The 26,256-nt window shown below is 43.0% G+C and carries 24 protein-coding genes; 9 read left to right on the top strand and 15 right to left on the bottom strand.

The genetic code is table 11. From position 1 onward, the window contains the following. Positions 1 to 43: 43 nt before the first annotated feature. The 7 genes from ubiA to B6N13_RS07080 form a co-directional block, all read right to left on the bottom strand. Positions 44 to 898 carry a 4-hydroxybenzoate octaprenyltransferase gene (gene ubiA, locus B6N13_RS07110; RefSeq protein WP_012072059.1) on the bottom strand — a complete coding sequence of 285 codons (855 nt, stop codon included), beginning with the start codon at positions 896 to 898 and terminating at the stop codon, positions 44 to 46. Further along, positions 895 to 1,455 (bottom strand): chorismate lyase, encoded by a 561-nt coding sequence (locus B6N13_RS07105; protein WP_169458959.1) that lies wholly within the window; start codon positions 1,453 to 1,455, stop codon positions 895 to 897. The genes ubiA and B6N13_RS07105 overlap by 4 nt, the downstream gene beginning before the upstream one ends. A 6-nt stretch (positions 1,456 to 1,461) precedes the next feature. After that, positions 1,462 to 2,730 (bottom strand): HDOD domain-containing protein, encoded by a 1,269-nt coding sequence (locus B6N13_RS07100; protein ID WP_169458958.1) that lies wholly within the window; start codon positions 2,728 to 2,730, stop codon positions 1,462 to 1,464. A 95-nt stretch (positions 2,731 to 2,825) separates the two neighbouring features. Beyond that, complete coding sequence (locus B6N13_RS07095) at positions 2,826 to 3,605, bottom strand: amino acid ABC transporter ATP-binding protein (RefSeq protein ID WP_012072056.1); 780 nt, start codon at positions 3,603 to 3,605, stop codon at positions 2,826 to 2,828. A gap of 22 nt (positions 3,606 to 3,627) precedes the next feature. After that, positions 3,628 to 4,728, bottom strand: coding sequence for an amino acid ABC transporter permease (locus B6N13_RS07090; protein ID WP_012072055.1), 1,101 nt, complete (start codon positions 4,726 to 4,728; stop codon positions 3,628 to 3,630). Between the two features lie 10 nt (positions 4,729 to 4,738). After that, positions 4,739 to 5,914 carry an amino acid ABC transporter permease gene (locus tag B6N13_RS07085; protein ID WP_012072054.1) on the bottom strand — a complete coding sequence of 392 codons (1,176 nt, stop codon included), beginning with the start codon at positions 5,912 to 5,914 and terminating at the stop codon, positions 4,739 to 4,741. A gap of 111 nt (positions 5,915 to 6,025) precedes the next feature. Beyond that, the gene (locus tag B6N13_RS07080; protein WP_169458957.1) at positions 6,026 to 7,051 is read right to left on the bottom strand and encodes an amino acid ABC transporter substrate-binding protein; all 1,026 of its coding nucleotides are present in this window, start codon (positions 7,049 to 7,051) and stop codon (positions 6,026 to 6,028) included. A 554-nt stretch (positions 7,052 to 7,605) separates the two neighbouring features. On the opposite strand from B6N13_RS07080, the gene lrp reads away from it, so the two are divergent. Continuing rightward, complete coding sequence (lrp, locus tag B6N13_RS07075; protein WP_012072052.1) at positions 7,606 to 8,082, top strand: leucine-responsive transcriptional regulator Lrp; 477 nt, start codon at positions 7,606 to 7,608, stop codon at positions 8,080 to 8,082. A gap of 45 nt (positions 8,083 to 8,127) precedes the next feature. Here the strand turns inward: lrp and B6N13_RS07070 are convergent, their stop codons facing one another. The 3 genes from B6N13_RS07070 to B6N13_RS07060 form a co-directional block, all read right to left on the bottom strand. Further along, complete coding sequence (locus B6N13_RS07070; protein ID WP_169458956.1) at positions 8,128 to 8,817, bottom strand: hypothetical protein; 690 nt, start codon at positions 8,815 to 8,817, stop codon at positions 8,128 to 8,130. Between the two features lie 110 nt (positions 8,818 to 8,927). Further along, a complete protein-coding gene (recG, locus tag B6N13_RS07065) occupies positions 8,928 to 11,009 on the bottom strand; it encodes an ATP-dependent DNA helicase RecG (RefSeq protein ID WP_169458955.1) in 2,082 nt (693 codons plus the stop codon). 8 nt (positions 11,010 to 11,017) lie between these two features. Further along, complete coding sequence (locus B6N13_RS07060) at positions 11,018 to 11,923, bottom strand: hydrogen peroxide-inducible genes activator (RefSeq protein WP_169458954.1); 906 nt, start codon at positions 11,921 to 11,923, stop codon at positions 11,018 to 11,020. A gap of 115 nt (positions 11,924 to 12,038) precedes the next feature. Between B6N13_RS07060 and B6N13_RS07055 the strand changes: the two genes are divergently transcribed. Further along, positions 12,039 to 12,881: an NAD-dependent epimerase/dehydratase family protein gene (locus B6N13_RS07055; protein ID WP_169458953.1), complete on the top strand. Its 843-nt coding sequence runs from the start codon at positions 12,039 to 12,041 to the stop codon at positions 12,879 to 12,881. Between the two features lie 91 nt (positions 12,882 to 12,972). On the opposite strand, the gene B6N13_RS07050 is transcribed toward B6N13_RS07055, so the two are convergent. The 4 genes from B6N13_RS07050 to gmk all read right to left on the bottom strand — a co-directional run bounded on the left by B6N13_RS07050 (position 12,973) and on the right by gmk (position 16,498). Further along, positions 12,973 to 13,359, bottom strand: coding sequence for a RidA family protein (locus B6N13_RS07050; protein ID WP_012072047.1), 387 nt, complete (start codon positions 13,357 to 13,359; stop codon positions 12,973 to 12,975). A 53-nt stretch (positions 13,360 to 13,412) separates the two neighbouring features. Further along, positions 13,413 to 15,530, bottom strand: a complete 2,118-nt coding sequence (locus tag B6N13_RS07045) for a bifunctional (p)ppGpp synthetase/guanosine-3',5'-bis(diphosphate) 3'-pyrophosphohydrolase (RefSeq protein WP_012072046.1) — start codon at positions 15,528 to 15,530, stop codon at positions 13,413 to 13,415. A 62-nt stretch (positions 15,531 to 15,592) separates the two neighbouring features. Continuing rightward, positions 15,593 to 15,817 (bottom strand): DNA-directed RNA polymerase subunit omega, encoded by a 225-nt coding sequence (gene rpoZ / locus B6N13_RS07040; protein WP_012072045.1) that lies wholly within the window; start codon positions 15,815 to 15,817, stop codon positions 15,593 to 15,595. 57 nt (positions 15,818 to 15,874) lie between these two features. Next, a complete protein-coding gene (gene gmk, locus B6N13_RS07035) occupies positions 15,875 to 16,498 on the bottom strand; it encodes a guanylate kinase (protein WP_012072044.1) in 624 nt (207 codons plus the stop codon). 291 nt (positions 16,499 to 16,789) lie between these two features. Between gmk and B6N13_RS07030 the strand changes: the two genes are divergently transcribed. The 4 genes from B6N13_RS07030 (at position 16,790) to B6N13_RS07015 (ending at position 22,408) form a co-directional block, all read left to right on the top strand. Then, on the top strand, positions 16,790 to 18,991 hold the full coding sequence (locus B6N13_RS07030) for an EAL domain-containing protein (RefSeq protein WP_169458952.1): 2,202 nt from the start codon (positions 16,790 to 16,792) through the stop codon (positions 18,989 to 18,991). 22 nt (positions 18,992 to 19,013) lie between these two features. Then, entirely contained in the window at positions 19,014 to 20,921 is a 1,908-nt protein-coding gene (locus tag B6N13_RS07025) for a HAMP domain-containing sensor histidine kinase (RefSeq protein ID WP_248280259.1), read from the top strand. A gap of 97 nt (positions 20,922 to 21,018) precedes the next feature. After that, the gene (locus B6N13_RS07020) at positions 21,019 to 21,879 is read left to right on the top strand and encodes an AraC family transcriptional regulator (protein WP_348981525.1); all 861 of its coding nucleotides are present in this window, start codon (positions 21,019 to 21,021) and stop codon (positions 21,877 to 21,879) included. A 22-nt stretch (positions 21,880 to 21,901) separates the two neighbouring features. Then, positions 21,902 to 22,408 (top strand): DUF6622 family protein, encoded by a 507-nt coding sequence (locus tag B6N13_RS07015; protein ID WP_169458950.1) that lies wholly within the window; start codon positions 21,902 to 21,904, stop codon positions 22,406 to 22,408. 1 nt (position 22,409) lies between these two features. On the opposite strand, the gene B6N13_RS07010 is transcribed toward B6N13_RS07015, so the two are convergent. After that, entirely contained in the window at positions 22,410 to 23,615 is a 1,206-nt protein-coding gene (locus tag B6N13_RS07010; RefSeq protein WP_248280258.1) for an MFS transporter, read from the bottom strand. Between the two features lie 97 nt (positions 23,616 to 23,712). Here B6N13_RS07010 and B6N13_RS07005 point away from each other — a divergent pair, with 97 nt between their 5' ends. The 3 genes from B6N13_RS07005 (at position 23,713) to B6N13_RS06995 (ending at position 26,191) form a co-directional block, all read left to right on the top strand. Continuing rightward, the gene (locus tag B6N13_RS07005; protein ID WP_248280257.1) at positions 23,713 to 24,522 is read left to right on the top strand and encodes a helix-turn-helix transcriptional regulator; all 810 of its coding nucleotides are present in this window, start codon (positions 23,713 to 23,715) and stop codon (positions 24,520 to 24,522) included. Between the two features lie 93 nt (positions 24,523 to 24,615). Further along, positions 24,616 to 24,912, top strand: a complete 297-nt coding sequence (locus B6N13_RS07000; protein WP_012072037.1) for a helix-turn-helix transcriptional regulator — start codon at positions 24,616 to 24,618, stop codon at positions 24,910 to 24,912. Continuing rightward, positions 24,902 to 26,191 (top strand): type II toxin-antitoxin system HipA family toxin, encoded by a 1,290-nt coding sequence (locus B6N13_RS06995; protein WP_169458948.1) that lies wholly within the window; start codon positions 24,902 to 24,904, stop codon positions 26,189 to 26,191. Before B6N13_RS07000 ends, B6N13_RS06995 begins: the two co-directional genes overlap by 11 nt. Positions 26,192 to 26,256: the final 65 nt, after the last annotated feature.

Below are 26,256 nucleotides of genomic sequence, written 5' to 3'. Positions count from 1 at the left end.
CTAATGTGACAATTCGGTTACATTGTCACAACTTTGCCATATATTACATAAAATAGCTTGCGACTAGACCAATGAAGACACAGTAACCAACGCGGTTGTTGTCTAAAAAAGATCGAAAGCAAGCTTGGCGGTCGCGTTCTTTTGCTTGTTTAAATTGTTGATAAAAGAGTCCGACACAAACGATTAGTGATACAAAGTATAGCCAATGCAGTCCTGCTAGTAGGCCAATCCACGTCAATAAAGATAAGGTTAGCCCTTGTAAGCAAATAATGACGAATAAATCGTATTGGCCAAATAAGATGGCGGTGGATTTGATGCCGATTTTTAGATCGTCTGGACGATCCGTCATGGCGTAATATGTGTCGTAAGCAATGGTCCAAAAGCAATTGGCAACAAACAACATCCATAATTTGGGATCTGTTAAATCCCCACCTTGTGCGCTGTAGGCCATAGGGATCGCCCAAGAAAAGGCCAAACCAAGGAAAAGCTGAGGCAGATGGGTATATCGTTTCATAAATGGATACAGTGCAGCAAGGCCCAAACCTACAAACGATAGTAAAATTGTCCTCAGGTCGGTAAACAGCACCAAGATGAAACTTAAAATCGATAAAGCACAAAACAGCATCAGCGCTTCTTTCTCGGATACTCTACCAGAAGGCAAAGGACGATTTTTGGTGCGATCAACAAAGCCATCGACTTTTCTATCTGCGTAGTCGTTAATGACACAGCCTGCTGAGCGCATGCTAAAAACGCCTAAAATAAAGATAATCACCAAATGCCATTGAGGCATGCCATCGGCAGCCAGCCATAGCGCCCACAATGTTGGCCACATCAGCAAAAATGAGCCGATAGGGCGGTTGAATCGAGTTAATTCTGCGTAGTCTTTAAGTTTGTTCATAACAATCCAAACGGCGTTTTTAGTTGGTTAATCTCATCAAAGAAAGCTTCATTGACCAATATCCCAGGGCCAAACTGGTGGAACACAGAGCGCCTTGCCCATAGCGCACTAGGTTGGTTTGGAAACATGCGCTTTGGTAGTTGAGTGACTTCAATACGGCTTCTAGAGAGCCCCTTATGTTGAAATAAGTAACCACCCAATGGCTTCTCTTTTAAATTTTTTACGTGACGCCAATGGCCTTTTAAAGATCTTGCCGGAATAATCGAGCGGGCATAAATCACGGCTTTGTCGTCGACTTTGAGCAAGACGGTGCGAATACGTGCGGCTTCTCTTGGTCGTAACGTTAGGCGTTTTCGTTCTCTCGCTGTAGGTGTTCCCCAAGTATCTTCAAGGACATCAACTGTTAATGTTCCTAGGCTTTTAAGTTTTGCCGTTAAGGAATCTTCAGTAACAAGCCAATGCCATAGATTTTTAGGTACTTTTACCTTATTAATTTGATCTACGGGCGACCATCGGTAGTCAAATTGCTGTGCGGCAGAAGAGTTCATTAACGTCATAATTAACTAGGTATTCATTTTATTGATTAAAGCGACCATCTTATGAAGCTCGGTAGATTTTTGGTAAATATTATCTCTACAGGCTTCGGCTTCCTCTTGGGTCAAGCCAATTTCTAACAGCACAGATGGCTCAATGATTGCGTTATTACGCAGCTGATATGATACATACAGCAATCTTGCCAAAATGGCGTGCTCACCATAATAATGAGGTTTTTTACTATAGCGAATGGCCGTCCAGATGTTGTCAGGCAAACTCCAATAGCGCAATAGCCAAGAGCCTAATTGCTCCTTGGTAAAGTGCAGTATTTGCATTTCTATTAATTCAGAAGGCAAGTGAGCGTTGGCTTCTTGATAGCGTGACAGAATCGAAAAATGTGGTGGTAAAATAGTGCTAATCGCCAAGTAACCAAAGTTATGTAGTAAACCCGCAAGATAGGCATGGCCTAGTTTTGGACGGTTTGGAATTGGCATAGTTTTTACTAAGGATTCCATCAAGACGGCATTTGATACGGAGTCGAACCAAAAATCTTCATAGTGACGCGGGCCGTCTTCTGGTGCTTGAAACGCATTGCTCATCGAAAGTCCAAGAGCCAAATTCATCACCATATCAAAGCCTAACACTCGAATAATTGCGTCTTCTACCGATTCTATGGTGCCCGGTGCACCATAATAGGCGGATGATGCCCAACTGATGACTTGAGCTGCCAGGCTTGGGTCCAGCGCAATGACTTCACACAGTTCATCTGTTCCCGCAGTATTGTCTGTTGAAAGGCGAATAATGCGATGAGATGACGCAGGCAGAGGGGGGATTTCTAATGTCTCTTCGATACGCTGTTTGAGTCGAATGGACTGAAAGCGCCCAAGTGCTTGGAGAATCTGTTCTTCGTCGTTTTCGTGATTATCAACAGGGCGCTTTATGAACTGTGTATTGATGGAAATAGTCTCAAAACGGTTCAATGGGCCAGAGAACATCTCGGCTAATTCTACAGAGCTAATGTCATGATATTGGCCATCTACTTTAGTTCGTATCGAAAACACTGCGTCCTTTAGCATGCTAGCTTCTAGAATAGTCGTTATGCTGTTTGGTTTGATTAGCGGGTCGCCTGAGCTTTGAAAATTGCTGACGGGTTCAAAGCGACGCTTAGTAATACGGGAAACAGCAGAAATATCCAGCATGTTACTTTCAGGAAAAATAACCTGAAGACGACCTGTATGATCCGCTAAATGAACTACGCGTAATCTTTGGTTGGGCTGAAGGTCTACGGAAGATTCCATACATTTCCCTGTTAAAATGGCTGACACAAAAAAGCCCCGATAAGGGGCTTTGTCAATATAACAGATTTTAAGTACTAGTTCTGAATAGTAAGTGATTAGTGATTCAAAATCTGACTTAAGAACATTTGCGTACGGTCATGTTGAGGATTGTCGAAGAATTCGTGAGGCTCATTCGCTTCTACGATTTCGCCTGCATCCATGAAAACAACGCGATCAGCAACGGTTTTAGCAAAGCCCATTTCGTGTGTTACACACACCATGGTCATACCTTCTTCTGCTAACTGAACCATTACGTCCAATACTTCTTTGATCATTTCAGGGTCAAGTGCTGATGTTGGCTCATCAAAAAGCATGATACGAGGCTGCATACATAAACCTCGCGCAATCGCTACACGTTGTTGCTGACCACCAGATAACTGACCTGGATATTTCAGCGCTTGGTTAGCGATTTTTACCCGCTCCAAGTAATGCATAGCCATTTCTTCTGCTTGTTTCTTAGGTGTTTTACGCACCCAAATTGGTGCCAAAGTCAGATTTTCTAAAATAGTTAAGTGAGGGAACAAGTTAAAGTGCTGAAACACCATGCCCACGTCCTTACGGATCGCTTCGATGTTCTTTAGGTTGTTGTTCATCTCTACGCCATCAACCAGAATCGTACCTTTTTGGTGTTCTTCTAGACGGTTGATACAGCGCGTCATGGTTGACTTACCAGAACCAGAAGGGCCGCAGACAACGATGCGCTCGCCTTTCTTGATGCTGAAATTGATATTTTTTAGTACGTGAAAGTCACCGTACCACTTGTTTACATCGTTAAATTCGATGATTGCTTCTTCGCCCTGCGCAAGTTGGGCACGAGCCATATTTGTATTCGTCATGATAAAGACCTCAAATTCCTAACTAATTTCGCTTGTGCCCAGTTTCTAACTTACGCTCTAGTGCCATACTATAACGCGACATACCAAAGCAGATAACCCAATAAATCAAGGCTGCGAAGGCATAACCTTCAATGGTGGTTCCTAACCAGTTTGAATCATGGTTGGCAGCCTGAATTCGACCTAAGAAGTCAAACATACCAACGATATACACCAAGGTCGTATCTTTAAACAAAGCAATGAATGAGTTTACTATGCCAGGAATAACCAGTTTTAGTGCCTGTGGCAAGATAACTAAAATCATTGACTGCCAGTAGGTTAAACCCATTGCGTCAGCAGCTTCATATTGGCCTTTAGGAATGGCTTGTAGACCACCACGAACCACTTCGGCCATATAGGCTGCAGAGAACAAAGTAATACCAATCAGAACACGTAATAACTTGTTGAAGTTCAAACCTTCCGGCAAGAACAATGGAATCATTACAGATGCCATGAACAAGATAGTTATAAGCGGTACCGCACGAATGGTTTCGATAAAGACCACACAAACTGATTTCGCAATTGGCATTTCCGAACGTCTACCAAGCGCCAATACAATCCCTAGGGGGAACGACGCTACGATGCCGATAACACCCAGTAATACAGTAAGGAAAAGACCACCCCATAAAGAAGTTTCTACAACTTCAAGGCCAAATACTCCTCCAGCAAATAAGAAGTAAGCCACAATAGGGTAAACAACGAGAATAGCGATCGAAAGATACAGCTTATTAATCGTCTTAACGGCAAAAGCACCAACCATAACTACTAATAGAATCACGGCTAAATTAATACGCCATGTTTCTGCTTCTGGATATAAACCGTACATGAACTGGTCAAAGTACACGCCGATAAAGGCCCAGCAAGCACCACCAGCGGTACAGGCCGCTTTAGAAGAGCCTTCCCAAGTAGCATTAATGAAAGCCCACTCGATAACAGGTGGAACCAGTAGATACAAAATGTACAGACTGAATAAGGTTAGAAAAATATTAAGTGGGGACGAAAATAAATTCTGACGTACCCATGCCACAGCACCGACCGATGTAACTGGTGGTGGGAGGCTTGGTGATGGTTTAAAGATAATAGCCATGATCTGCCTCCTAGCGCTCAATTAATGACATTTTATTGTTGTACCAGTTCATGAATACCGAAATCGATAGACTCAATGAACCGTAAACCAACATACAAAGACCAATGGTTTCAATAGCTTGACCTGTTTGGTTCAGCGTTGTGCCCATTACGACAGCGACCAATTCAGGGTATGCAATAGCAGCCCCTAAAGAAGAGTTTTTCGCTAAGTTAAGGTATTGGCTTGTTAGTGGCGGAATAATAACGCGCAACGCTTGAGGCAAGACAATTAGACGCTGTGTCATGCTATCGCGTAAGCCTAAAGAACGGGCTGCCTCGGTTTGCCCCCAGTTAACAGACAAAATACCTGCACGGACGATTTCGGCAATAAAGGCGCCAGTATAAGTTGATAAAGCGACTAATACCGCAACGAATTCAGGTGGCAGAACCATGCCTCCAGTTACGTTAAAGCGACTTTTCTGTGGTAAATCAAACTCGATTGGAAATCCTGCCATGGCAAGAAAGATAAAGGTAATACCAACAATGACACCTAATGACGTCCAGTAAGCAGGAAACCATAATCCTGTTCTAGTTTGACGTTTTTTTGCCCAAATGATGACACCAATAGATGCAACAATCGACAGGATGAAACCGAAGATTACTAATCCAAAGCCATCTTGAATGAGTGGATTTGGTGAGTAAATGCCACGTTTGTTAAGTAGAAAATCGGCAAACTCATAACTATCACGTGGTGCTGGTAATGCGGCAAGTACTGCAAAATACCAAAAAAACATCTGCAACAATAATGGAATATTACGCAACGTTTCAATGTAGACCGTTGCTAAACGAGCCACTAACCAGTTTTTTGATAAACGGGCTAGACCCATTATCACACCAATTATGGTGGCTAATATAATCCCCAGTAGGGAGATTACGAAAGTGTTGATTAAGGCAACAACGAACGCTCGTCCGTAAGTATTGGCCTCTGTGTATTCAATTAAGTGAATAAGAATTGGAAAGCCAGCAGGCTCATTGAAAAATGAGAAACCAGTGGAAATCCCTCGATTGTCGAGGTTGGCTTGAAGGTTACTAAATAAGTAATAACCGGCAAAGACCACCATCGCTAGCAGCAAAATTTGAAAAATTAGAGCGCGATTACCCGCGTCATTCAAAAAGCTGTTGTTGCTCGGAGTTGTATTATCGCTCATCTTGGTTCAGGCAATGGAATGCTCGTCAGATGTGTAAGAAAGGGGGAAGAAACCCAGCGACATTTTAGTCGCTGGGTAAATACCCAAGCAGAGAATAGTTTGCTTTAGGTATTAACGAACTGGTGGCGCGTACATGATACCGCCAGCTTCAGTCCATAGTGCATTAAGGCCACGTGGAATATCTAAAGGCGTTGATGGACCAATGTTGCGATCAAATACTTCACCGTAGTTGCCTACCTTAGCGATAATGTTATAGGCCCAATCAGCAGGAAGACCTAGCTGAGATCCCATATCACCTTCAACACCTAGTAGGCGTTTAATGCTTGGATCGTTTGTTTCTGCTTTGATTTTAGCCACGTTTTTAGAAGTAATACCCATTTCTTCTGCGTTAACTTGCACGAACAAAGCCCAAGTGACAATGTCTTTCCATTGGTTGTCGCCGTGGCGAACAACAGGAGCTAGAGGCTCTTTAGAAATGGTTTCTGGAAGAATAACGTGAGCAGAAGGATCGGCTAGTTTAGTACGGTGAGCCGCTAGGCCTGATTTATCTGTTGTATATACGTCACAACGGCCAGAATCATAAGCCGCTAGTGCTTCGTCTGCTTTCTGGACCACAACAGGTACGTATGACAGTTTGTTTTTACGGAAGAAATCCGCCATGTTCAATTCTGTTGTTGTACCCTGCTCTGTACAAACGGTTGCACCATCAAGATCCATCGCAGATTTTACGCCTAGGTCCTTACGTACCATGAAACCTTGACCGTCATAGAAGTTAACAGCTGTGAAGTCTAGACCCAAAGAAGCGTCACGGGTGTAAGTCCAAGTGGTGTTACGAGTAAGAACATCAATTTCACCAGATTGTAGAGCTGTTAAACGCTCTTTCGCTGAAAGGGGAGTGAACTTGGCTTTTTGAGCATCACCAAAAATAGCGGAAGCAACTGCACGGCATGCATCAACATCTAAGCCAGTCCAATTACCTTTATCATCAGCATTAGAAAAACCTGGAACACCAGTACTGACACCACATTGAACGAAGCCTTTTGCTTTAACATCTTCAAGTGTTGACGCCGCAGCACCAGCGCTGATAGTTGCGGCGATTGCAGCGGTCGAAAGTAATTTACAAACATTCGATTTCATTATATTGAGCCTCCCAGGCGTTTTTATATATGTTGTTATCTTGCTTAATTCTATGTTTAAGATTTTATAATTCGTCTTTTAAAAACTAGCAAAGTTAGTGCCAACATTTAATTATTCTTGTTGTTAGGTATATGTAGACGATTCCTCTAAAAGATCATCACATACCCCTATAGAATTACTCTTTTGAGGAGTAGTCAAGGATAAAGTGTCAAAAAAGCTGTGTTGAATGCTAAATTTTTGCACTTTCTGAGTGTAAAAAGGGATACTGTTTAATTAGCTTAGTTGAATATCCTCTTTTATTAAAGCTAGGGAAAACAAGGCTCTGTGAGATAATGCAGGTTATTTTTTTGCACAAATATAGGGCATAAAATCAAGTTGATGGATCTATTTTGTGCTAGATGATTTTTTTGCATCATTTTGGTGCTTTCATGTGCTTTGTTGTGTTTAATTTGAATACCCATACGCAATATATTGAATAAAGCGCTTTCCATAATTTGTAATCTGCATGGTAGACTTAAGCATCAATTGAAGTCATGTAAGGAGATCCACATCAGATGGATAACTCAGCAAAACCGCTTGATCGCTTAGACAAAAAAATTCTTCGAGAGCTGCAGATTAATGGCCGTTTATCGAATGTAGAGTTGGCTAGTCGAGTAGGGCTAAGTGCTACTCCTTGTTTGGAGCGAGTGCGCCGCTTAGAACGTAATGGTTATATTACGGGTTATTGTGCTTTGGTTAATCCAAAGAAAGTGGATGCCGGATTACTTGTTTTTGTCGAAATTCGTCTAAAGACAACATCTCCAGAAGGTTTTAATGAATTCAAAACAGCGGTTACTGAAATTCCTGAAATTTTGGAGTGTCACTTGATAGCTGGTGATTTTGAATACCTGCTAAAAGCACGTGTATCCAATATGGACTCTTATCGCCTTTTGCTTGGAGAAACCTTACTGACACTGCCACATGTTCGAGAATCTCGTACTTATGTAGCTATGGAAGAAGTGAAGAATACGACTGTGGTTAATATCCCTTAAAGAATAACCTTGGTGAATGGCCTGCTTATGCAGGCTGAGTGCTACTTATTTTGTTAATTCAGCAAGTATTTTTCCCATCATTACTGGCCCCATCCCTTTTACATTGAGTACGGCTTTTTCTGAGTGAAAAGGGCGCTCTGCTACCAGCTTTTCTAGTACTTTTTTCGGTACGCCTTTCACCTTTAGAAGCTTGTTCACTTTTGATTTATTAATGGCGAGATAGCCATCGGCGTAACCAGTGGCGTTTTTTTTTACTTCTTTCGTTTTTTTGGCGACAAGGTTATCTGTTGCTGTTTTCGGCGTAGATGCTGCTTTTTCATTCTCTGGTTCATTAATTTGCATCACTGGGACAGAGAGATCGGATGGTGCTTCAACTTGATAAGCCATGTCGAAATAAGCTGAGTCACACAAGGTGTAATCTACTCCGTTCCATTCGCTAAGTTGCAGTGCCAATTGCCAAGAGCCAACCTGTGGAGGTTGAAAAAACAAATCGTAATAGCAATCGGAAAGAAAATGCTGCCCTTTCATTTCACCAAGAATAGTCGACGCTAGGACTATTTTTTCTGAATCCCCAATACCTTGATGAAATGCACACAACTGTAGTTGCAACGTGCCACTAAGATTTCCTTCGTCTCTATCATTAGAGATGCGTTGAATGGAAATGATGACTCTGTCATTTTCGATTCGGTAGCCGCAGCCTTGGATCGTTAGATGTGCTTGATTGTAAGCATTCATGTCAGTTCCTTCTTGCGAATCGATTAAGTTGGGCGTTTTAGCTTATGGAATTTTTGATTAAATTTTACACATGTGCAAGCAAATACCGTTTATTTAGATGAAAAGAGTATTTAGACATTTAAATATTGATCGTGATTAGGCAGCCATCGAGATAAAAGAGGCGAGACACGATCAGGATAACGGCTGTGCAGCAGAGCCGCTGCTTTTTGGACATCATCGAGCAAGTTTTTATCGCGCTGTAAATCCGCTACTTTGAACTCCCAAAGGCCAGTTTGTCTCGTACCGAGTAGCTCGCCTGGACCTCGTAATTCAAGGTCTTTCTCTGCAATTTTAAAACCATCACTGGTTTCTCGCATGGTGGACAGTCGCTCTTTGCCTTGTTGTCCTAATGGTGCTTTATAAAGTAGCACACAATGACTGGCGGTTTGACCTCGACCAACACGACCACGTAACTGGTGAAGCTGAGCAAGGCCAAGACGTTCTGGGTTTTCTATTACCATCAGGCTAGAGTTTGGCACATCTACACCGACTTCAATAACTGTCGTGGCGACAAGCAATTGAATCTCACCGGCTTTAAATCTGGCCATAATGTCGGCTTTTTCTTGAGCTTTAAGCCGCCCATGCACCAAGCCAATGGATAAATTACCCAATTGTTCTTGTAGTAATATTGCCGTGTCTTCTGCAGCTTGGCATTGCAGTGCTTCTGATTCTTCAATCAAGGTACAGACCCAGTAGGCTTGTTTGCCTTCTTCACAGGCGCTCTTTACTCGATCAATCACTTCTTGGCGGCGCTGATCCGATACCACTATGGTGTTTACCGGCGTGCGGCCTGGTGGTAACTCGTCAATGATGGAACAATCTAAATCAGCGTAAGCAGACATGGCTAATGTGCGAGGAATGGGAGTTGCCGTCATGATGAGCTGATGGGGCTGAAAACCGTGTTTCATGCCTTTTTCACGCAAGGCCATACGCTGATGCACACCAAAGCGATGTTGCTCGTCGATAATGGCTAGCGCTAATCGGTCAAACTCAACCGTGTCCTGAAATAATGCATGGGTGCCGACGATAATTTGTGCTGCGCCAGAAGCAATATCGGCGAGTTCTTTCTCGCGGGTTTTGCCTTTGAGTTTGCCGATCATCCAAGCCACCTTTAAACCAAGCGGCTCAAACCATTGAGTGAAGTTAATATAATGCTGTTCAGCAAGAATTTCCGTCGGTGCCATGATGGCAACTTGATAGCCAGCCTGGACGACAGATGCCGCAGCTAACGCAGCCACTAAGGTTTTCCCTGATCCTACGTCGCCTTGTACCAAGCGCAGCATCGGATGACCTGTAGCAAGGTCATTGAGAATTTCCTGAAACACGCGTTGTTGAGCATTGGTTGGAGAAAACGGCAATTGTTGTAAGAGTCGTTGGCTTAATTCGCCGGCGGCTTGAACTTTGATCGCGGCATCCTGCTTAGCCTTCATGCGTTTACCAATTAGGGAAAGCTGATGCGCCATAAGCTCTTCAAAAGATAAACGATATTGCGCCGGGTGAGTGCCTGATCTTAGTAATTCGAGATTGGCCTCTCGCGATGGGTGATGCAGAAAATGAATGGCATCGCTTAGTGGTGGTAAACTGAACTGGCTGCGAATCTCATCCGGTAGCCATTCTTGCAGATTGTATGGGGTTAATCGCTCTAGGGCTTGCTCACACAACTGGCGAACCTTGGTTTGTGTTAAGCCATCGGTTAGCGGATAAATGGGCGTAAGTTGCGCAGTTTCTTCTTGTGTTTCGTCTTCACCAATGACTTTGTATTCTGGGTGATAGATTTCAAACCCTGTACTGCCTCGACGGATTTCACCAAAGCAGCGAACGCGCTTACCGGATTCTAATTGTTTCTTTTGCGCCGCAGAAAAATGAAAGAAACGCAAACATAGTGTGCCGGTGTGATCTTTGATACGACACAGCAAGCTGCGACGTTTGCCCATTTTGATTTCAGCGCCAGTCACTTGTCCCTCAATAACGGCTTCGTCACCAAAGCGCAACATGCCGATTGGAACAACGCGAGTTCGATCTTGATAGCGAATAGGCAAATGAAACAGCAGGTCTTGCACTGTGTTTAAATGAAGCTTGGCCAATTTCTCGGCCATCGCATCACCAACGCCTTTTAGCTCACGAACATCCTGAGTGTCTAATCCGTTGATCATGTGGCTCTCTATAAATTCAGATGTTTGCACGCATCACGGATAGACTGACTTACCGCTTCAATGGCTTTTGGTCGCGGGAAACTGGCTCGCCAAGCTAAAGCCACGGTACGTTTTGGCGCTGGGTGTGTAAAAGGACGTACTTCTAACATGTCGTGATTAATATTGGTGACGGCAGATTTTGGTAACACAGTGACACCCAAACCAGATGCTACCATGTAACGGATGGTTTCTAACGAACTGCCGTTGACGATAGTTCTACCATCACTAAATTCGCCTTCTGTTACGAGAGGGCAAGCTTCTAGTACTTGCTCGCTAAAGCAGTGACCTTTGCCAAGTAACAATAAATTGTCTGTGGATAGTTGATCCGTTTCTATGTGCGACAACTTTGTCCATGGGTGATTCTTTGGCATAAGAACCACAAATTCCTCTTCGTAAATCGGCTGTGTCACCACATCTGGTTCACGGAATGGCAGCGCCACTATGATGGCGTCTAACTCGCCGTTACGCAGTTTAGGGCGTAAGTTTTCAGTTAGATCTTCTTCAATGATCAATGGCATGCCAGATGTTGCGCTATGCAAGGCTGGAATCATAAAAGGGAATAAGTAGGGGGCGATGGTATATATCGCACCGACTTTGAGTGGACCTTTTAATTGATTCTTACCAGAGGTCGCCAGTTCTTTAATCATGTTGGCTTGATCCAGTACTCGCTTGGCCTGAGTGATGATTTGCTCACCTAGTGGCGTGATATAAACGGAGCTTTTACTGCGCTCAAAAATCGCCGTGCCAAGCTCTTCTTCCAGCTTCTTCACCGCGACGCTGAGCGTTGGTTGTGATACATAGCAGCGATCTGCGGCTCGACCAAAATGTTTCTCTTCGGCGAGCATTACAATGTATTTCAATTCCGTTAATGTCATAGCACACCTTTTACTTGGGCTGATTCATTGTTAATAACTATGATAATACATAATTTGATAAAGTATACTCGTTCTTTAGTTAGTGAGAATGTCTAAGGTTATTTGGGGAGGATAAATGGCAAAGATTCTAATCGCTGGGTGCGGTGACTTGGGTTCTGGCTTGGCAACTGAGTTAGTCTCACAAGGCCACACAGTTACGGGTATTCGTCGCACAAAAAATGATTTCCCTAATGGCGTAATGGGCATAACAGGTGATCTTGTTGAAATGAGCGACCACACCTTGCCGGATGTGGATCTGGTGTTTCTAATAATGACGCCTAATGGTCGCAATGAAGAGGCGTATCGTGCGGCTTATTTTGATACAGCGCAGGTGCTGATTCGCCGCTACAGAGACATGGCTAAGCAACCGAAGGTGTTTTTTGTATCAAGTACTAGTGTCTACGGGCAAAGCCAAGGCGAGTGGATTGATGAAACCACACCAGCACAACCAATCTCAGCCACCGCTAAGATTCTAATTGAAACCGAACAAGCTTTAGCGGCTGCATTTTCTAGCGTGGCAGTGCGTTGTTCAGGTATCTACGGCCCTGGCCGCTTTAGGTTATTAGAAACCGTATTAAGTGGTAAAGATTGGGAAGCTAATAGCTGGACTAATCGCATTCATCGAGATGACGTTGTTTCTGCTTTGGTATTATTGGCGAACTGCGCTTTAAGTAAGAAAGTCATACCAGCACATATCATCGTGACGGATCAAACACCCGTTTCTATGTGGGAAGTAAAGTTGTGGCTGGCAACTTGCCTTGCAGCAGAAATTGCCGTGAGCAGCGGTGAAGGTTTTGTTCCTACTTCAGGAAAACGCATTCAAGGACAATATTTATTGTCACAAGGTTGGCGTTTGCAATATCCGAGTTATGTGGCGGGCTATCATGAGCTGTTGTGTGAGTTTAATGCTTTGCGATAAATCAGTAGAGCGATAAACGCCAAATAAAAAATAGACACGAAAAAAGAGGCCGCAGCCTCTTTTTTATTTTGTGCGCATTAGCGTGAAGAGATTAGTCTTCTAACACCATGATACCTTCGATTTCTACTTGAACGCCTTTTGGTAATGCGCGAACACCCATCGCAGCACGAGCTGGGTATGGTTGTTTAACGAACTGTGTCATTACTTCGTTTACCGTAGCAAAGTTGCCCAAGTCAGTCATGAAAATGTTGAATTTCACAACGTTTTCTAAAGAACCGCCGGCGGCTTCACAAACGGCCTGTAGGTTTTTGAATACTTGAGTTGTCTGCTCAACGATGTCTTCGCTGATGATTTCCATGGTTTCAGGAACCAAAGGAATTTGACCTGACAAATACACAGTGTTGCCAGCGCGTACTGCTTGTGAGTATGGACCAATTGCTGCTGGTGCATTTTCAGTGTGAATCACTTGCTTTGACATAATAAGTATCCTTCATCTAAGAAATGGTAAGTGACAGAATAAACTAATACCGATTAGCGCCCAACGATGGTTTCGCGTGAGACTTTTTCTACACAACGAACTGCTTTAATACGGCGCATAACATCTGCCAATCCTATACGACTAGAAATAGTAATGCTTAACCGTAAACGACTGACGCGGCCGCGTTCGATAATATCTAGATTTGATACTTGGAAATCGGTATCACTGATCGAACTGGCAATTTTTGCCACAGCGCCACGCTCGTTGATGTAGGTGACAATAAGGCTGATATGTAACTCTTCTTCGATCTCTTTGCCCCATGCCATATGGATAAAGCGTTCAGGGTTAGATAAATGATCTTGAACGTTAGGGCAGTTGAGGTGATGAATGATGATTCCTTTATCAACCTGAACATAACCAACAATTGGGTCGCCAGGAATTGGAGCACAACATTTAGCATAAGAAATCAGCATACCTTCTGAGCCATTCACCTTAAAGGATTTTGGCGTCACCAAGGAGTCTTCATCAATATTCGGAAATAGCTCACGAGCAACCAGATAACCAACATGACGGCCTTTACCGATGGACTCTAATAAGTCATCCATGGATTCTAGCTGGTGGTTTGCTAATACTTGTGCAATTTGCTCCGCTGTTAGCTCTTCAACGTTGGTTTTAAATGCGTTTAAGGAACGAGTTAACAGACGATGGCCGATAGATATCGCATTTTCCCGCTGTTTGTCTTTCAAATAATGGCGAATGTTGGTGCGTGCCTTGCCGGTAATCGCAAAACTTAACCAAGCAACATTTGGTTGTGCATTTTTCGCAGTAATGATTTCAACCGTTTGCCCACTTTCTAGCTGTGTGCTTAGTGGTGCGAGTCGGCGATTAATTCGGCAAGAGATACAGGTGTTGCCGATTTCCGTATGAACGCCATAGGCAAAATCCACTGGTGTCGCACCGGAAGGCAGTTCAATGATCTGACCATTTGGCGTAAAGACATACACCTCATCAGGGAATAGATCGCTTTTTACGTTATCAACAAATTCCACGGGGTTACGTGCTTTTTGTTGAATTTCTAATAAGCTTTTCACCCATTTGGTCGCCCGGTCATGATTACTTGGCATGCTAGAAGTACCACTGACCTTGTAAGCCCAATGAGCCGCAATACCATTGTTAGCAACCAAATCCATTTCTTCAGTGCGTATTTGAACTTCCATCGGAATGCCGTTGGTGCCTAATACTGTTGTATGAAGAGATTGATAGCCATTGGATTTAGGAACGGCGATGTAATCTTTGAAACGACCTTCGATAGGTTTGAACAGAGCGTGAATAACGCCGAGAATACGATAACAGCTGTCATGGCGGTCCGTAACAATACGTACGCCCATTACGTCCATGATTTCATCTAAAGAGCGGCGCTTTTTGTCCATCTTCTGATAAATGCTGTAAATGTGTTTTTCTCGAACACTGATGGTCGCTTCAATATAATCCGCTGCGAGTTCCGAGCGAATAGTGTCTTCAAGCTTTTGCGTGTCTTTAATACGCTGCTGACCATATTTTTTATGGATGGCTTTTTGCAGCATGCGAGCACGCATCGGGTAATAAGCTTGAAAAGCGAGAGACTCTAAATCGACTCTCACATTGTACATACCCAGACGATTTGCTATAGGTGCATAAATGTCTAATGTTTCGCGGGCAATACGACGTTTTTTGTGGGCCGGCATGGCATCTAATGTGCGCATGTTATGTAGTCTGTCAGCCAACTTAACCAAGATGACGCGAATATCATCAGCCATGGCCATGGCCATTTTTTGGAAGTTATGGGCTTGTTTTTCGATTTGGCTATTGAATTCAAGGTGCGTTAGTTTACTAACACCATCCACAAGTCCCGCAACGCCTTCACCAAATTGTTCGGTAAGCGCTTCACGGCTGATGCCTGTGTCTTCAATAACATCGTGTAGAAGTGCCGCTGTCAAACCATCACAATCCATTCGAAGTTCCGACAGAATTTCGGCGACAGCGAGAGGATGGGTGACATAGGGCTCGCCACTTTTACGTCGCTGCCCATCGTGGGCTTGCTCGGCGTAATAGTAGGCGCGTTTTACCTTAGCAATTTGCTCGTAAGGTAAATACTGACTCAAGGTCAGGGCTAAATCTTCAATGGTATACATCGCTCACCTCACTAAGGCAAAAAGGAAGCGCGACAGCTGTGCTATGAGCGACACCATAAAGATTAAAACTCGTGCAATGGGCGTTTTTGCTGATCAACATTTTTTGCGTTGATCAAATTTTCCGCGATTTCACGTAGTGCAACTACAGTAACTTTGTCGCCTTCTAAAGGCACTTTTGCGTCTTCACCACCAGTAGCAAGTTGACGGGCGCGTTTTGAGGCGACCATAACTAATTCAAAGCGGTTATCAACGTTCTCTAAACAATCTTCTACGGTAACTCGAGCCATTTTGACCTCTGTGTTCGGTTATCTATTTTTCCAAGGGTAATTCTACTTAACGGCTTCTCACAATGACAAGAGATCATTTATAAGATTGCCATATTTTTCCTGCATAACTGGGGTTTTTGAGCGCATTGCGGTAAAAACCGCCGAAATTTGTGAAAGTGCTTCATCAAAATCGTCGTTTACAATAACAAAATCATATTCGTGATAATGCGACATCTCATTAACCGCCTTTGCCATACGACGCTGAATGACTTCATCTGAGTCTGTGGCACGTTTTCTTAAACGTTCTTCTAGCGCTTGCAATGACGGCGGCAAAATGAATATTCCAATGGCTTCAGGGTAGAGTTGACGTATTTGGCGAGCGCCTTGCCAGTCTATTTCTAAAATTACATCTAAGCCTTGTTCCAGCATACCAAAAATGGACTCTTTTGATGTGCCGTAATAATGATCAAACACTTGAGCATGCTCAAAAAAAGCATCTTCAGCAATCATGTCCAAGAAGGATTCATCATCGATAAAATAGTATTCTCGGCCATGTTCTTCGCCGGTTCGTGGCGTACGTGTGGTATGAGAAATAGAAATCCGCACGTTATTGTCTTGGCTAAGAAGTGCCTTATATAAAGTTGATTTACCGGCTCCAGAAGGGGCTGATAAGATGAATAAATTGCCTTTATGTTTGTCCATGAGGTTCTTTTAATCCGCCTTTTTGACTTTGTTGCGTTTTACTATATCACAAACAAAATGCCTGCTAGTTAGTTGGGTATTATTGTCGATATTAGTTTTTTTTGACAGGTATGTTGTCGAATGTTCAAGCCGAGTATTGAATTTAACTGACAATATTCTATTGATTTGATGATCAGTAATAATTCGTTACAAAGTTTTTCTTTGTTCTAGATGCATTTTTTTTAAACAAGACTAAGCTTCAATGATAAGCATTCAACAGATAAATGATGGAAGACCAGGAAGGGAAATGCAATGGATTTACCCTATGAAAAAAAATCACTGAAAGCAATCTCCACAAAAAGAAACTACTGTAAAGTCTTATCCGTTGAAGATGACCCTGATTACCAAGAAGCGCTAATGAACGGCCTTAGTGCGCTCAATTATGACGGTAAACAGGTGGAGTTTCTTACCGCATCATCCGCTAGTGAAGCGGCGACAGTTATTGCCGCCAATCCTGATATATCGGTTATTTTTCTTGATGTTGTCATGGAAACTGATGTAGCAGGGTTGCGCTTAATTCGTACTATTCGTGACGTTATTGGCAATGACTTGGTGCGTATTGTCTTGTTAACTGGTCAACCGGGTATGGCACCAGTGGATGATCTTATTGGCCAATATGATATCGACGACTATTGGTGTAAATCCGATCTCACACAGGCGCACCTACAAACCATAGTGCTAAGTAATTTGCGTACTTGGGAGCACCTTTCTGATATGAAAGAAGCCCGTCATGGTATGCAACTATTGTTGGCTTCCAGTCAACGTATCGCCTCAAAGAGCGACATTACTGACTATACACACTCTATTTTAGAAGAAATTGGGGTGCTGCTAAAAATGAGCAGTGGCGGTATTGTGTGCTTTTTTCACCCAGAAGAAGAACATTTAGAAAAAGCCTTAATTGTGGCGGCTTGTGGGGAATTCTCGTCTCATATTCATCAATATTTTTTATCGGCAATCCAAGAGTGTGTGTTAAGAGATGCAGTAGAGTTGGCTAATACGCAGAAAAGTCATGTTTTTCAGGATGGTTTTTCTGTGCTGTATTTTTCGAATAAAGAGTTGGAAGATCGAGAATATATGGTGGTAGTAAAGCTTGATCGAAACCTTGCTGCCAATGAAATTAATTTACTCCAGGTATTTTGTGAAAATATTAGTGCCGGTTTCCGCAATGTCGCCTTACATAATAAGCTAACCGAACTGGCTTATGTTGAGCCTACTTTAGGGATACATAATAAAAACTGGCTGGTTCGTGAAATACGCAATATGTTTTCGTGGGAGCGTGAAAAAGCTACCTTGTTGATGCTTTACGTGGAAGATTTGGCTTATACCGAGTCTGTTTTAGGTTCTAAGTATTGCGATCAACTAACGCTTTCTCTGTACGATTATTTGAACCACTTTTTTGACAAAACGGTCGATATAGCCTTGCTTGAGAGAGATACCCTGGTGTTGATTGTATATGACGATCAGGATTACAACGAAGCATCACTCGAGAACATTATTCACACCAGCATTGAAGTGGAAAACTCCTTACATTCTCTTGATTTGACTGTAAGTTTGGTGAAGTTTTCAGACTTTCCTAATTATGAACCAGAGCAATTGGTCAGTGTCGGAAAAAGTACCTTAGAACGAGCAAAATACGAAAGTGTTTCATACTTGGCTTTTTCTGAAACCCTTGCGTCGGAGATGTTTGGGCGTTATGAGTTATTAAAAGATCTACGAGAAGCCATTTCGGATAATCAGATTCACGCTTATTTCCAGCCTAAATTTAGCTTAAAAGATAACACGCTGATTGGATTTGAAGCCTTGGCGCGATGGGTACATAAAAATGGGCAGTTTATTCCGCCAGATCAATTTATTGCGCTAGCTGAGAGCAGCGGTCTGATTGATAAATTGGATCAGCAGATGTTGCGGCAGTCTTGTAAAGCGATTAATACACTTAAAAATTTAGGTATTAACGTGCCTATTTCTGTGAACGTTGCAGGCAATGAAATCATTCGTCCTAATTACTTCGAAAACTTTAAACGACTGCTCGCAGAAGAAGGTGTTTCGAATGAAATGATCGAGTTAGAAATTACTGAGTCCCAAATCATTGAAGAAAAAATTAATATTAACAAGCATTTATCGAACCTCAAAACATTAGGTATACGAGTCAATATTGACGATTTTGGGACGGGCTATTCTTCCTTAGCGTATTTATCTACTTTATCGGTTTCAACTATCAAAATTGATCACAGCTTTGTGTGGCGCATGGAAGAATCCGAGAAAGATTGGGAAATACTGAAGATGATCATCGAACTAGGAAACTTTTTGGGGTTAAGTGTTATTGCTGAAGGTATTGAGACTGAGCAACAAAAAACGCATTTGCTGGCTTTGGGCTGTGAGGATGGCCAAGGTTACTTATTTGCTAAACCTATGTCATTAGACGATACAATTAGTTGGATTAAAGCGGGTTTGTAACAATATGGCTTTTGGTAAACGGATGTCACAAAAATCATTACTTTGCATTTATTTGTCGGGTATTTTTGTATTTATAGTTTTGCTTAGTTGGGGCAGTTATCGATTTTTTTTAGACAATAAAATTAGCCAGTTAGCATGGAATGAATCAGAAGTATTGTCTCGTAGTGCCAGTGTTTTTAGCCGTGAAATGGGGCATATTAAGCGAGTTACTTTGCTGCTACGCAACAGCATTAATGCTCGCCTATCTTCTCAGAATGCCGCTTCTAAAAACTCAGCCCCGGTTCAAGGCTTGTCATTACCACAGAACGAAAAATCAATTCCCGCTGATTGGGAGGCTCAGGTGGTGGATGAATTCAATCAATTTGCTCGAACATCTAGCCTTATTTCCCAAGTTCGCTGGATTATGCCAGATGGCCAAGAGCACATTCGAATCAATTCTCAGGCTGGTGTCATTACTCGTGTACCAGAGGAACAACTGCAAAACAAATCGGATAGGCATTATGTACAAAATGCACCTACTAACAGCAATGATGTATACATCTCCTCTTTAGATTTGAACATAGAAAATAAAGAAATTGTCCGTCCTTTTCAGCCAACAGTGCGTGGTGTCGTCAGAGTTGATGGTGAGATGCCTGGGTTTTTGGTAGTGAATTACGATTTGAGCAAACTGTTTGAACTAGTACGTACTTTTAGTAGTGACGGCGTGTATTTAGAAATATTAGACACTAATGGAGATTGGGTATTAGCAGCGGACAGAAATCTTGAATGGGGCGGGATTCTACATTCTGATGACTTGAATTTTAATATCAAAACGCATTTCCCTGCTATTTGGCGACAAATGGATGTGGCGGATGGATTAGAACGAGTCTTTGATGGTAGTCGTTTATGGAGCCTCTTGAAGCTGCATATAGATGAAGAAACGGATATCCAGAATTCACAAACACCATCTCTGTATTTTGTGGCGCGCTCAAATTCGGATGCTTTTGCGTCATGGCGGACCAAGTTGATCTTTTCCATTGCTGGTATTGCTGTTATTAGTTTCTCTGTGATTGCGTGGTTAGTTTGGCGGCAAATTACAGCTCAATTTGAGACCTATCGATTACTTAAACTAGTTCAGCAAGAAAAAGCACAAGCAGAGCAGGTTAACCGTAAACTGAATCTAACGAATAAGCGCTTGGTGGATCTTCAGGATGAGTTAGTAGAAACCAGCAAATTATCTTCTCTAGGACTTATGGTGGCTGGTTTAGCTCATGAAATGCATACACCGCTTGGTGGTGTCAGAATGGCTCTATCTTCATGTAAGGTTTGGTTGGATAAAGAAGCCAAGCAACGGCCTTCCGAAGGGCTTGAAAAAATGGATAGCTCTTTGCAAATAGCGGAAAAAAATCTGGTTCGTGCTTTAGATGTAGTTTCTAGTTTTAAGCGTATTGTGTCTGATAGGACCGCTCAGGAGGTTCAGGCCTTTTTCTTTCATAATGTCGTCAATGACATCTTATTTACCTATAAACCTATATTAAAAAAACGTCCTAGTATTTGTATTGACGTTGAATGTCCAGATGACATTGATATGCTGGGTTATCCTGGAGCAATGTCTCAGGTCATTCAGAACCTTATCGACAATGCGCTAGACCATGCTTTCCAGCGATTGGATAAAGGCGTTATTACCCTTATCGCTAAAAAAGAACAAGAAAACCTCATTCTTGTTATTAGTGACAATGGCAGAGGTCTTTCTCCAGAAATTAAAATGCATATATTTGACCCCTTTTTTACTACAGGTAGAACTAAGCAACATACGGGATTAGGGTTACATCTAGTGAACCAGTGGATTAATAAATTAATGAATGGACGTATAGCTGTTGTGTCTGAGCTAGGTGTTGGAACGACATATACTCTAACAATTCCCCTAAAACAACATGAAGATGATAAGTAAGCGAGCAGACGAATTTTAGCAACTTCTGTCATGCATCGTTTGTTGGAAACAGGTTATTCTGTCGACACTTAATGAATTGGCGGAATGAGCAAAGAGCGTGACATCAATAAAGCATTATGAAAAACGCATGCTAGCAGTATGTGATTACATATATAAGCATTTAGACGATGATCTTACCGTCGAAGCGTTATGTGATGTTGCCTGTTTTTCTAAATACCATTTTCATCGGCAGTTCACCCATTTTATGGGGGTAGGGGTGTTTAAGTTCGTCCAGCAGCTACGTTTAAAAAGAGCATCCTATGAGTTAGTGTTTATGGAAAAAAAGCGCATCATTGATATTGCCATGAGTGCGAAATTTGATCATCCAGAGTCCTTTTCCAGAGCTTTCAAAAAAGCCTATTCACAATCCCCAAGTGATTTTCGTCGACATCCCAATTTAGAAAAATTAGGTTTGAACTTCTACAAACCAGATAAACAGCTTTCCCCCAGCATGACGGTGAATATTGTCGATTTCGATACCACCAAAATTGCCTTGTTAAAACACCGAGGGGCACCTAGTCGAATTATGGAATCGGTCGCAATATTTAGAGAATGGCGCAAATCATCGGGCTTATCACCCATAACGAAAAGTCGAACCTTCAATATTATCTATGAAGACCCAGCTGTGGTGGTCGCAGAAGACTTTCGTTGTGACCTAGCAGCGGAAGTGATGAAGGAAGTGGATGACAATGAGTACGGCGTCATTAATAGTACCTTAGCTGGTGGTCGCTACGCCGTTGTTCGCCACTTTGGTCCTTATGACAGTATCAGTCGCTGTTTGTACTTCCTTTATGGGGAATGGTTACCCGAGAGTGGAGAAGAGCCGAGAGATGCGCCATGTTTTTTTCAATATCACAACCATTTCCCAGAAGTGGCTGAGTATGAATTGATTACCGATGTTTATTTACCTCTTAAATAAGGTTTTTCTATAGGAGTCTAAGATGTTAGCTATTTTTACTCATACTCCAGTGTGGGTTTGGTTGTTGTTAATCTTGCTTATATATTTGGGTGTGACACAAAGCCGAGACCGTCAAGTATCGAAAAACAAAGCCTTTATTCTGCCTATCGTGATGATCGTATTTTCATTGCATGGAGTGATATCAAGCTTTGGTGGCAGTTTTGATTCCTTGTTGTTTTGGGGCATTAGCTTTGTGGCGACGTTATTGATTGGAGTATTGATTTTCCCACCCCAGCAGGCTCGTTTTGATGAGTCGATACAATGCTTTTTTATTCAAGGTAGCTGGCGACCTCTGTTTCTGATTTTGGGTATTTTTACTATTAAATACACGGTTGGCGTGATGGAAGGCATGCAGAGTCCTTTTCTCACTCTGTCATTTGTTGTTGGTGGATTATCTCTGCTTTATGGCTTATGCAGCGGAATATTTGCCGCTCGTGGTTTAGGCCTATGGCGCTTGAGCCGAACGACTCAAGCTTATACTTCGCCTTGAGCTAGGAACGGTCTGGTTTTGGGCTTGCCATCCAGCCTAATCCCATCCAAATTACGCCAATACTCAACATGACATAGAGTGATGCCGTCCATGATTGCTGCCAGTCGTAAAGCGCACCAATCAACACAGGCCCAATCGCAGCGAGCGTGTAACCGATTAACTGCGCCATTCCTGACAACGCGGCTGCCTGTTTTGGGCTGTTGGTTCGTAAGCTGACAAAAGACAAGCCTAAGATAAACCCCATGCTGACACCAAACCCAAAAGACACTGACCAAACACCAGACCAACTTGGTATGAATAAAAAGCCAGCCAAGCTTAATGTTGTCAAGCTTGTGGCGAATAAACAGAGTCGTCGATGGCTGCCTAAGCGATTAATAAAGGGTGCTAAAATTAGTGAGGGAATCGCACCGGCCAATTGCAAATAGCCTTGGTACAAGCCCGCCGTGGAATCCGTGTAGCCGTTGTTCATCAAGATAGCAGGCACCCAAGCCACCACTACGTAATTCACCAGCGAATTGACCGCCAAAAATCCCGCCACTTGCCAAGCGGTGATGGAACGCCAAACGGATGTAGGTATCTCGACATTGCCGGTTTGCGGCGGTTGATGCTGAGTTATTTTGCAGCTAAACCAGACTACTAAAGGCAACAAAATCAACACACTTTGGCAAGCCAGAGCAAACGACCAACCACTCATCGGCAAGTTAAAAGAGGGCTGTTCCGCATACAGGCTCAATGGCACCGCAAGGCTCGACATTAAAAAGCCGCCTATGCTCATCATCAGCACATAAATCGCCGTAAGCTGGACAACGTAATTAGGGAATTCCCGCTTCAGCAAACTCGGTAATAATACATTACCGATGGCGATCCCCGCGCCAATAAAAATCGCCCCGATATACAGGGTACTGATCGAACCAAAAGTACGGATGATCATACCAATGGCAATCAAGCCTACGCCCGAAGCCAAAATACGCTCAATGCGAAAATGTCGTGTTAGCCAAGACGCCACAGGCGCAAAAAAGCCAAACGCCAACAAGGGTAAACTGGTGAGCAAACCTGATTGGGAGCTGCTTAAATGCAGGTCTGTACTGATTCTATCTAATAATGGCGGAAGACCCGTCACTGGGCCGCGTAAACTCAGCGCCACCAAAAATATAAACAAGAGTAAAAATGCCGCATCGTGTTGCGCTAGTTTATGTAATCGTTTCATGGTGTCCATTCAGAAAAAGAGTGATGTCGTGAGAGATTGTCGATTCGCTATTATATAAGTTACTCTGCTTGCTGAATTTAGAGACTTGGACAATAAATTGCGAAATACAGACAAAACCATTTTTGAATCCCTTACCGACCTTTGCTTTGCTGATCACTATCCGCATCGAGTTTTGGTATTGCGTTCCCAATCGGTACCGCACAGTGAAGAAACGCCTTGGCATCATCATCAAAAAGGCCAGCTTGTCTTGCCTTTAACTGGCGTAGTGACCAGTTTTATCGATGACAAAATGTGGCTTGTGCCACCACGTTGCGCAGTTTGGATTCCCAGCAATGTCATGCATCGTAATCAGATTTCGCCGAATGCTGATGTTTGTATGCTCTTCGTCGACAGCACCAATTTAGCTTTGCCAGAGATCACTTGCACCTTGACGATCACGCCTTTTGTCCGCGAGTTGATACTGCACCTGCATACGCAGCAAGATTACGAAAAAACCGATCCGGCAACCGATCGACTCGTCGATGTCTTGCTCGACCAACTTATTCAACTAGAGCGAGAAGAGTTTGATTTCCCCATCCCAGACGAACCCACCCTGAATCGTTTGGCATTGGAACTCATCGCCAGGCCCAATGAAAAACGTACCTTAGGTGAATGGGCCAGCGACTTCGCCATGAGCGAACGCACTTTAGCCCGTATGATCAAACGCCACGTACAACTTACCTTTGGTCAATGGCGCAGTCAGCTGCACATAGTCTTGGCCTTGCAAAAACTCGCCATCAACCAGCCCATCCAAACCATATCCGAAGAACTCGGCTACGACTCCGTCAGCGCTTTTATCACCTTCTTTAAAAAAGCATTGGGCAAATCTCCAAGACAATATCGGATTGAGAGATGGGGGAGGGAGTGATGTTTATAAAATAGATATAATAATATCCAAAAATTTCTATTTTAGTCTAAATTAGATACCATGGTGTCTATTTTTATGCGAAGAGGTGTTTCTATGAGTCATTTCCTATTGCTTGATGATAGCGATGTACAGCAAGCTTTTGCAGCTCATCTTCGTCGATTGCGAGAACAAGAAAAACTGTCTCGCGATGCGTTAGCCGCTCGCAGTGGCGTCCCCGCTCCAACCATCAAAAAGTTCGAACTGACAGGGCAGATTTCCTTTCGTCAGCTACTGTTACTCTGGCAAAGTCTAGATGATCTATCGCGGCTCTTTGCCTTGACTCAAAATACAGCAAATAATCAATCTAGTATGCCAACGTCTATTGAAGAGGTGTTAAAAGATGGCTTTTAAACCGATCCAAAAACTGCTTGTTCAGCGCACACTCTCAACTGGAGAAATTATGGATGTTGGTATGTTAGCTCAAAATCAACAAGGCGTTTTTTTTCAGTACAAGGCTGATTATCTTCAGCAATTTGGTAACTTATCTCCGATTACTCTTAAGCCTAATACGGACTTACAACGGGCACCAAAAGCACCTCATCATGGAATTCATGGAGTATTTGGCGATAGCTTACCTGATGGTTGGGGGTTGTTGTTACAAGACAGAATATTTCGTCAGAATGATATTTTACCTGCGCAAATTACCGCAATGGATCGGCTAGCGTTTGTCGGCGATTCTGCGATGGGCGCGCTTTCATTCAGCCCTGAATCGAATTTCAAACAGTATGACGACGCTGATATAGATATTCATACGCTAGGCTTGGAAGCACAGAGTGTGTTTGATGGACAAGCAGAAGATGTGTTGATGGCTTTAGTCTCTGCTGGTAGCTCAGGTGGCGCAAGACCAAAAGCCCAAGTGTATCTTGATTCAAATAACCCGGCTCATTGGCGGACTCAAGCTAAAAAAAATGACGAAGCTTGGCTCGTTAAGTTCACCTCAAAAAACCTAGCACTGGGTCATGAAGAAGGCTTATGTGAAGCCGTTTATCTTTCATTAGCAGCAAAAGCAGGACTTCAATCGCAGGAATGGAAACTAATAGAAGCGCCTGCGAAATCCGGTGCGAGCCATTGGCTAGCTTTAAAACGCTTCGACAGAGTACTAAACAAACAAGGGACTTTGGGGCGTTTACATATGCACAGCGCTTGTGGCTTATTAGACGCCGACTTTCGAGTACCAAGTTTAGACTATGAAGACTTAATCAAACTGAGCCGACATCTTTGTAAGTCGCCTATGATCGGCCAAATGCAATTTCGTCGAGCCATGTTTAACCTGTTTGCCTGTAACCAAGACGACCACAGTAAAAACTGGGCCTTCTTACAAGATGACGCTGGCAATTGGCAGCCGGCGCCTTTCTATGACGTTACCTTCAGCCCACATCCGTTTGGAGAACAAGCTACGTCATTTATGGGTTATGGAAAGAAACCACCGTTAAAAGCCATTCAAAAACTTGCCACCACCGCCAGCTTCGCGAACTGGCACCAAGCCCAACAAGCAATACAAGAAATTGTAGAATTTCTCTCGGGTTTTCGTGATACCGCTTTATCACTAGGTGTGAAAGCCGATACTGTGCGTCTGATAGAGAAACAACTGGATGCCTGCTGGCAAGACAATAAAGGTTTATTGGGCTGATTTTAGGTTATGTATAAAAAGCATGAAAAATAGACATGTCATAAGAATTTGGTTCTTTCATGTCG

Origin of the sequence: Marinomonas sp. UCMA 3892, assembly GCF_012726345.1 — a bacterium.
In the GTDB taxonomy this organism is placed as follows: domain Bacteria; phylum Pseudomonadota; class Gammaproteobacteria; order Pseudomonadales; family Marinomonadaceae; genus Marinomonas.
This window is presented reverse-complemented; position numbering and strand designations above follow the sequence as displayed.